The sequence below is a fragment of the Dolichospermum sp. LEGE 00246 genome, from assembly GCF_015207865.1.
In the GTDB taxonomy this organism is placed as follows: domain Bacteria; phylum Cyanobacteriota; class Cyanobacteriia; order Cyanobacteriales; family Nostocaceae; genus Dolichospermum; species Dolichospermum heterosporum.
Genome location: NZ_JADEWA010000465.1, coordinates 1 through 4247, shown reverse-complemented (window position 1 = coordinate 4247; position 4247 = coordinate 1). Strand labels below are relative to the sequence as shown.

At 35.6% G+C, this 4247-nt stretch carries 4 protein-coding genes; 1 reads left to right on the top strand and 3 read right to left on the bottom strand.

The genetic code is table 11. The annotated features are described in order from the left end of the window. Positions 1-157 precede the first annotated feature (157 nt). Positions 158-442, bottom strand: a complete 285-nt coding sequence (locus IQ228_RS22185; RefSeq protein WP_193964458.1) for a DUF427 domain-containing protein — start codon at positions 440-442, stop codon at positions 158-160. Positions 443-583: 141 nt separating this feature from the next. Between IQ228_RS22185 and IQ228_RS22180 the strand changes: the two genes are divergently transcribed. Continuing rightward, a complete protein-coding gene (locus IQ228_RS22180) occupies positions 584-2074 on the top strand; it encodes a HEAT repeat domain-containing protein (RefSeq protein ID WP_193964456.1) in 1491 nt (496 codons plus the stop codon). A gap of 37 nt (positions 2075-2111) precedes the next feature. Here IQ228_RS22180 and IQ228_RS22175 read toward each other — a convergent pair whose 3' ends face one another. Together IQ228_RS22175 and IQ228_RS22170 are read right to left on the bottom strand one after the other, a co-directional pair. After that, entirely contained in the window at positions 2112-2735 is a 624-nt protein-coding gene (locus IQ228_RS22175) for a hypothetical protein (RefSeq protein WP_051424399.1), read from the bottom strand. Then, on the bottom strand, positions 2732-4247 hold a 1516-nt coding region (locus IQ228_RS22170), incomplete at its 5' end, for an AAA family ATPase (RefSeq protein ID WP_193964455.1). The genes IQ228_RS22175 and IQ228_RS22170, both read right to left, overlap by 4 nt.

Below are 4247 nucleotides of genomic sequence, written 5' to 3'. Positions count from 1 at the left end.
ACAATGGCTACAATGGCTACAATGGCTACAATGGCTACAATGGCTACAATGGCTACAATGGCTACAATGGCTACAATGGCTACAATGGCTACAATGGCTACAATGGCTACAATGGCTACAATGGCTACAATGGCTATATGGTTAATTTAATCTTAGTCTAAGCCTCGACTTTTACGCCCTTCCAGAAAGCAACATAACCTTGGATATTTTTAGCCTTTTCCTTAGTGCTAGGATAGTACCAAGCGGCATCTTTATTAACTTGTCCATTAACTTCAACACTGTAGTAACTAGCAACCCCTTTCCAAGGACAAGTGGTATGAGTGCTGCTGTCTGTAAAGTATTCCTTATTAATAGCGTCAACCGGGAAATAATGATTTCCTTCCACAACTACCGTATTATTGCTTTCGGCTAGAATAGCACCGTTCCAAATTGCTTTCATGATTTGAGTCTGAAAAAAAGTTAATAATTCATATTGTTACATTTAAAATGATAATTTACCAACGTGATACAGTGAATTCTAGTAATTTTTTTCAAAATACCACCTGTCAATCTCGAAATAACTTTTATTGATTATAGTAAACTTATGAAACCAGAGGATTTTGCCACAACGGCGATTGATGATTGGGATGCCTTCTTGCCCAAAAACCATAAAAATCAACCCATAGACAATCAAGCATACCGCATTTTTGAACCCCAATGGCAACCAGTAATATTATCCTGGTTTGGACGGGAAGATGTACCCAAAGAGTCAAAAGAGGCATTTATTCAAGCTTTGGTCAATTTTGAAGATGGCTGTGTACCATATCAGGGTAAGGGTTTTTATGGTTATCGCGCCTATTTTTTAGCAGCAGCAGCGATCGCTCAATTCCCAGAATCGGCAAAAGCTGATAACATAGTTCAACAACTGGTAAATTGGAAATTAGATTATTATTGTTTCAATAGCATTGAACAGCAAGTCACTGTAGGACTTCAAGAAACCGACAGAACCAAAGCCATAGATACTTTAGTCCAATCAATCAACACATTACAACAAAATTTTACCCTTTTTCTCGCCATTACCAGCTTAGAAACAATCGGATCTGGTAGTGAAAAATCCATTTCCGCTTTAACCCAACTATTGAATACGTCACAGGATAAAGACATCCGTAGACGAGTAGTTAAAAGCTTAGGAAAAGTAGGCTATGGTAATGAACAAGCTATTTCCGCCATAGTAAAAATTATAACTACATCAGATAATAATGATATCCGTAAGCAAGCGACTGAAAGCTTAGGAGAAATAGGCTATGGTAATGAACAAGCTATTTCCGCCTTAGTGCAGATTTTAGATACAGCACAAAATGATGCTATTTATTGGCAACTAGCTGAAAGCTTAGGTAAAATAGGCATTGGCAATGAAAAAGCCATTTCTGCTCTAGTACAATTACTAGATAAATCAGGCAATAAATATACAAGTCAATTAGGGAAAATAGACAATAACCACCAAAAAGCCGTTATTCTCCAAGCGGCTACAACCCCAGATAAAATAGAAACTGATCACGAAAAAGCCATTACCGATTTAATCCAAATTTTAGATGTATCAGAGGATGATGAAGCTCTTATTCAAGCACTTTATACACTAGGAGAGATAGGCAAAGGTGATACAAAAGCCATCTCTACTTTAGGGCAACTCCTGGACACATCACAGAATGAGTCTATCCTTGTGCAAGTAGCCGAAAGCTTAGGAAGTATAGATCCTGGTAACGAAAAAGCTATCTCCGCTTTATTGCAACTTATTAACACATCAGAAAATGATGAAATTATTGTCTATGCACTAGAAAGCTTAGGCAATATAGGTATGAATAATGAAAAAGCCATTGCCGCCTTAGTGCAACTTCTGGATAAATCACAGAATGAGTACACCCATAAACTAGCCGCTAAAAGCTTAGGAAAGATAGTCACCAGCAATAAAGATATATCTTTGGCGGTACGGGCTTTACGTCGCTATAAACTAGATAGTGAAGACTATGATTTGATTTGGAATTGCGCCCAAAATATGCCCTATCCAGAATTTTATCAAGCTTGGCATCATTCTTGATTTATCAAAAATATTTTCCATTTTTCTGTTTGCTGGGTTATATTTTCACACCCATAATTTTTGCTATCTTGTCTACTTCTACTAACCCTTGACGTTCTAATTCATAAGCAATAAATGGATATCTTCTTTTTAAATAGTCGAAGGGATACACTTGGTTACAATAGTCTATTAGCTTATCTGAACGCCCCAATTTCCAGGTTTCTTCATTAAGTTTTAGTTCTTTAATTGTATAAACTACTCTTTCTTTTAGTGGTTCTAAAAGATTGGAATTAGGTTTAATAAGCATAGAAGGAAAATCAAGAATAAAACTATTTGCCGGTAAGAAACAAGGATCTATAATCTCTTCTTTTATTCCTTTATTAGTGTTAATTTTTGAGCAAATAAGGAAATTATCCCATTCATAAGCTAGTTCAGGTTTAACCGTTTTAGGAATAAAATGATCAACTGCTGGCCTACCTGTGTCATAAGGAATCCATTGTGCTGAATATGCACAAATATGATTACAAGCATCGTATAAATCACGCAATGATCTCCGCCAATAATCATGATTTTTCCAATCTTTTGTTTTAGGATTAGGAACTTTACTTAAAAAAACTACACCTTTTTGTCTAACTTTCTCGTCAAAATCATCAGGTTCAGGCTGGGGTTTAATAGGAATCACAAATCTACTCCATGCTGTTCTGCAAAATAAACCCACCTAGTCCAAAATCTATCATCTTCTGATAAATACCTTGCCAAATCATTTGATACTCTTGCCACATCTTCCGAATTGGGATTATCTGATAATTGTAAAACTTTCGCTGCTTCTATAGCCTTTTCTGCTTCCAAAGAACGCGCATGACGCAATTTAAAAACATCAGACATTAACCAAGAATCTACCACACCTTGACGAATAAAAGGAAGTTCTTCAATTTGAACTTCATTACCTAATAAATCGCTTTTCACCAGTTCTAGACTAAATAACTTATCAACTGTTTCATCAAATCTAGGTTCTACAGATGCCATTACTAAAGGAGAATGAGTAGCAACCATAATTTGCACTTGTAAATCAGATGCTAAATCATCTCTCACATCTAACAAAGCAGGTAAAATAGCCCTTTGCCATTGGGGGTGAAGATGTGCTTCTAATTCATCTACTAAAATAACCATTCTCTTCTGTGGTTCTCTGCGGATAAGTTTTGATTGTATTTTATGTTCTTCATAAGCCCAAACTATCAAATAAGCCATTGTAATTATCCGCTGTACCCCTGCGGAAGCATGAATAATGGGAACAGTTCCATAAGGATGTTCTATGGTAGGAATTTCTCTAGCATCATAAGGAAGTCTGACAGGTTCTCCCGGTTTCAAAATTCCTAAATCCCCTTCTTCGGGAGGTGATAAACGTGCTAATACTTTTACTAAAGTGTTAAATGGATATTTATCTGGTCTACTTTGCCATTGAATCCAATCTCGTAATAATCCATTAATAAAAGTATTACCATTTTCATCTTTTTGACCATTCCATAGCTCATCTTTTGTAAACACAAAAGGAAGTGGTTTCTTATCAATATTTTTAATGCGTGAAGAAGATGATAAATATTGTTTTGCTGTGTCCCATACGGCAAAAGAACCATCTACTCTGGCATAAATTAAAAGACCTGGAATAGTTGAGCGATTTTTAATTTCATTCCATCTTTGAAGCTGCCAATCATAAGAAATACTCTCTGTATCAGATTCAGAATCTCCAGAAATTTGAAATGTAATTACAGGTTCATATTCACTTCCAATTTGCGTTGGATATGCTGGTAAATTTGCCCACTGTCCAGTTAAAGCCCACCAAGCACATTCCAGTAAAAAAGTTTTACCTAATCCATTATCACCTGTAATTAAACTCAGTCGTTCTGCTGGTTCAAAACAAAGTTTTTTTGCAGCCCCTACACCTTGTATTTCTAAATAAGTTAAAGCACCTTCTTCTGGTAAAATATCTGGAGGTTTACCAATAACAGTTTTTAATTCTTCCCAATAAACTACTGCATCTTGAAAAAGCTGATTTCGGTTAATTCCTTCAGGAATTGAAATATCAAATAATTGATGGATTTCTTCCTCATTCAACAAAAAATCTTTTTTAAAATGTTCAATAATATCTTCTGATGTTGTTTCAGATGACCATTCTTTTTCACGATATATCCAGACG